Source organism: Prosthecobacter sp. (assembly GCF_044378005.1).
Lineage (GTDB): Bacteria > Verrucomicrobiota > Verrucomicrobiia > Verrucomicrobiales > Verrucomicrobiaceae > Prosthecobacter.
Genome location: NZ_JBILYB010000315.1, coordinates 1 through 2,913, shown reverse-complemented (window position 1 = coordinate 2,913; position 2,913 = coordinate 1). Strand labels below are relative to the sequence as shown.

The window sequence follows — 2,913 nt, the reverse complement described above, 5'->3', positions numbered from 1 at the left end:
CGCTGGGGACTACTATTGCTTCGACTATTCACGTTCGGACTCATCGGGTGAGGCGGCAGTTGTTCGGTGGTCACACGAGACTGGCGAAACTGAGGACCGAGCAGTATCGTTTTCAGAGTTCACCAGCAAGGTAGAGGCTGGAGCGTTCGACAATGATTGAGATCACGAAATGGCGGGCTAACGCTACAGCGAACCCGGCGTGAGTGTCGTGGTTGCAATCGTTGCGTCCCGCGCGTCGGGTCGCTGAGCTTGGGTCGTTCTTCACCTTCATCGAGTGATCTACCCTCTGCGACCAAGCTGCCCTCGTTTTGAGGTCAGTTGGCCAGCTTGATCAGTCCATCCATCCGCCTTGCACCCAGCGCATCCTGCGCCAGTGTGCGCGCCCTTTTTCCAATCATGTCCACCGAACGCAAGACCCTCGAACAACGCGCCCAGATGACCGACATCGAGCGCCTCCGCCACTCCTGTGCCCACATCATGGCCACCGCCATCCTGCGCATCTGGCCGGACGCCCAGTTCGCCTACGGACCTCCGATTGAAAACGGCTTCTACTACGACTTCCAGATGAAGCACCGCATCACGCCGGATGACTTCGAGAAGATCGAGGCCGAGATGAAGAAGATCTCGAAGGAGAATCAGAAGTTCGAATGGAAAGGCATCAGCCGCGAAGACGCGAAGGCCATGGCCGAAAGCGGTCGTCTCGGCGGCCTCAGCGAGCGCCCTGGCAATCCGAGCATCTTCAAACTCGACCTCATCGACAAAATCCCCGAGGGCGAGCAGATCTCCTGCTTCCAGAACGGTGACTTCATCGACCTCTGCGCCGGGCCACACGTCGGCTACAGCGGCAAGTGCAAGAACGTGAAGCTGACTTCGGTGTCCTCGTCCTTCTACATGGGCGATGAAACGAAGCCGCAGCTCCAGCGCCTCTACGGCACCGCCTTTGAATCCAAAGAAGAGCTCGAAGCCTACTTCGTCCGCCTGGAAGAAGCGAAGAAGCGCGACCACCGCCGCCTCGGCAAAGAGCTGAAGCTTTTCCACATCGACGAAGACGTGGGCCAGGGCCTGATCCTGTGGGCACCGAATGGTGCTGTGCTTCGCCAGGAGTTGCAAAACTTCATCAGCGAAGAGCTGCGCAAGCAGGGCTACTCCCAGGTCTTCACGCCGCACATCGGCAAGCTGGCGCTCTACAAGACGAGCGGCCACTTCCCCTATTATAAGGACAGCCAGTTCGCCCCGGTGATCGAGAACGACGACCTCGCCAAGGTCACGGCAGAGGGCTGTGGCTGCTGCGAAGTCATGGACCGTCTCGGTGCCGTCTCGGCGAAACTGCGCCAGCAGCTCAACGAGCGCGCGGGCAAAGAAATCATCACCGAAGACCGCGTGATGCCCGATGACAAACTGCTCGATGGCTTCCTGCTGAAGCCGATGAACTGCCCGCATCACATCAAGATCTTCGACAGCCAGCCGCGCAGCTATCGCGACCTGCCCGTGCGCCTCGCCGAGTTCGGCACCGTGTATCGCTGGGAGCAGAGCGGTGAGTTGAACGGCATGACCCGCGTGCGCGGCTTCACCCAGGATGACGCCCACCTCTTCTGCACCGAAGACCAAGTCGCCGCCGAAGTCCTCGGCTGCCTCAGCCTCGTGAAGATCGTGCTGAATACCCTCGGCATGAGCGATTACCGCGTGCGTGTGGGCCTGCGTGATCCTGACAGCAGCAAGTTCACCGGCAATCCCGAGCAGTGGGACAAAGCCGAAGCCGCCTGCCGTGAAGCCGCCGCCACTCTGGGCGTGCCCTTCACCGAGGAGCCCGGCGAGGCCGCCTTCTACGGCCCGAAGATCGACTTCGTGATCAAAGACGTCATCGGTCGCGAATGGCAGCTCGGCACCGTGCAGGTGGACTACGTTCTGCCCGTGCGTTTTGACCTGAACTACACCGGCGCAGATAACAAAACTCACCGCCCCGTCATGATCCATCGCGCGCCCTTCGGCAGCATGGAGCGCTTCTGCGGCGTGCTCATCGAGCACTTCGCCGGTCACTTCCCCACCTGGCTCGCCCCGGAGCAGATCCGCGTGCTCACCATCAGTGAAAAGGTGGACGAGTTCGCCAACGACATCTTCGCCCAACTCAAAGCCGCTGGCCTGCGCGTCACGCTGAACAACGACGCCGACAAGATCGGTGCCAAGATCCGCAACGCCCAGCTCGACAAGGTGCCCTACATGCTCGTCCTCGGCGAAAAAGAAGCCGCTGCGGGTGGTGTCGCCGTCCGTCACGCCAAACGTGGCGACCTCGGCGTGAAGCCCATCGCGGACTTCCTCGCCGAAGTCACCGCGGAGGTCAGGGAGCGTCGCCTGTAGCAGTCGAACGACTTTTCAAGTCGTCAGCGGGTGCCCCGAGTTTCCAACTCGGGTTTGCCATCGGCGGGTTTCAAACCCGCCGCACCGGTGTACGAGTAAGAAACTCGTTCTACGACGCTTCGCTTCTTCCCAACAGCGAACTGAGAACTGAGAACTTTCTTTCTACGCCCTCCTCAGCGCCGTGATCAGCTCATCCACCTTGTCGATCAGTCTCTGCATCTGCGTCTGATTGTAAAAGCCGTCCGCCCCCTCCATCAGCAGCGCCACCGCGTTGCTGTTGCTGCTCGTCGTCGCGATCTCCGCCGCCAGTTCCGCAGAGGTCACTTCTCCCGGCGCACCCGTGTCTCCCTGCGGAATGCCAAAGCCGAGGTGCAGCACCGAGCCGGCCACGGATGCCGAGACCGTCGCCGATGAACCAGCGGGCAGGGTGTTCACCGAGTCCACCACGACCGAAGTGATCGTCGGCACCGCATCGATGAGGGCTTTCAGGCTCGTCAGTTGAGAACGCATCTGCGCCGAGGAACCTGGGGAGTTGTTCGTTAGCGGTGCGCCGAGTGC

The 2,913-nt window shown here is 61.0% G+C and carries 3 protein-coding genes; 2 read left to right on the top strand and 1 reads right to left on the bottom strand.

Features of this window, described 5'->3' with window-relative positions; genetic code table 11:
- A partial coding sequence (locus AC6FTP_RS26670) for an SMI1/KNR4 family protein (protein WP_497209935.1) occupies nucleotides 1-160 on the top strand: 160 nt, incomplete at its 5' end.
- Nucleotides 161-396: 236 nt separating this feature from the next.
- Nucleotides 397-2,355, top strand: coding sequence for a threonine--tRNA ligase (thrS, locus tag AC6FTP_RS26665; protein WP_497209934.1), 1,959 nt, complete (start codon nucleotides 397-399; stop codon nucleotides 2,353-2,355).
- 162 nt (nucleotides 2,356-2,517) lie between these two features.
- Here thrS and AC6FTP_RS26660 read toward each other — a convergent pair.
- A partial coding sequence (locus AC6FTP_RS26660; RefSeq protein ID WP_497209933.1) for a hypothetical protein occupies nucleotides 2,518-2,913 on the bottom strand: 396 nt, incomplete at its 5' end.

What these genes read in the sequence shown, in the direction of transcription:
- thrS (WP_497209934.1), top strand. Translation starts at nt 397, where the DNA reads ATGTCCACCGAACGCAAGACCCTCGAACAACGCGCCCAGATGACCGAC.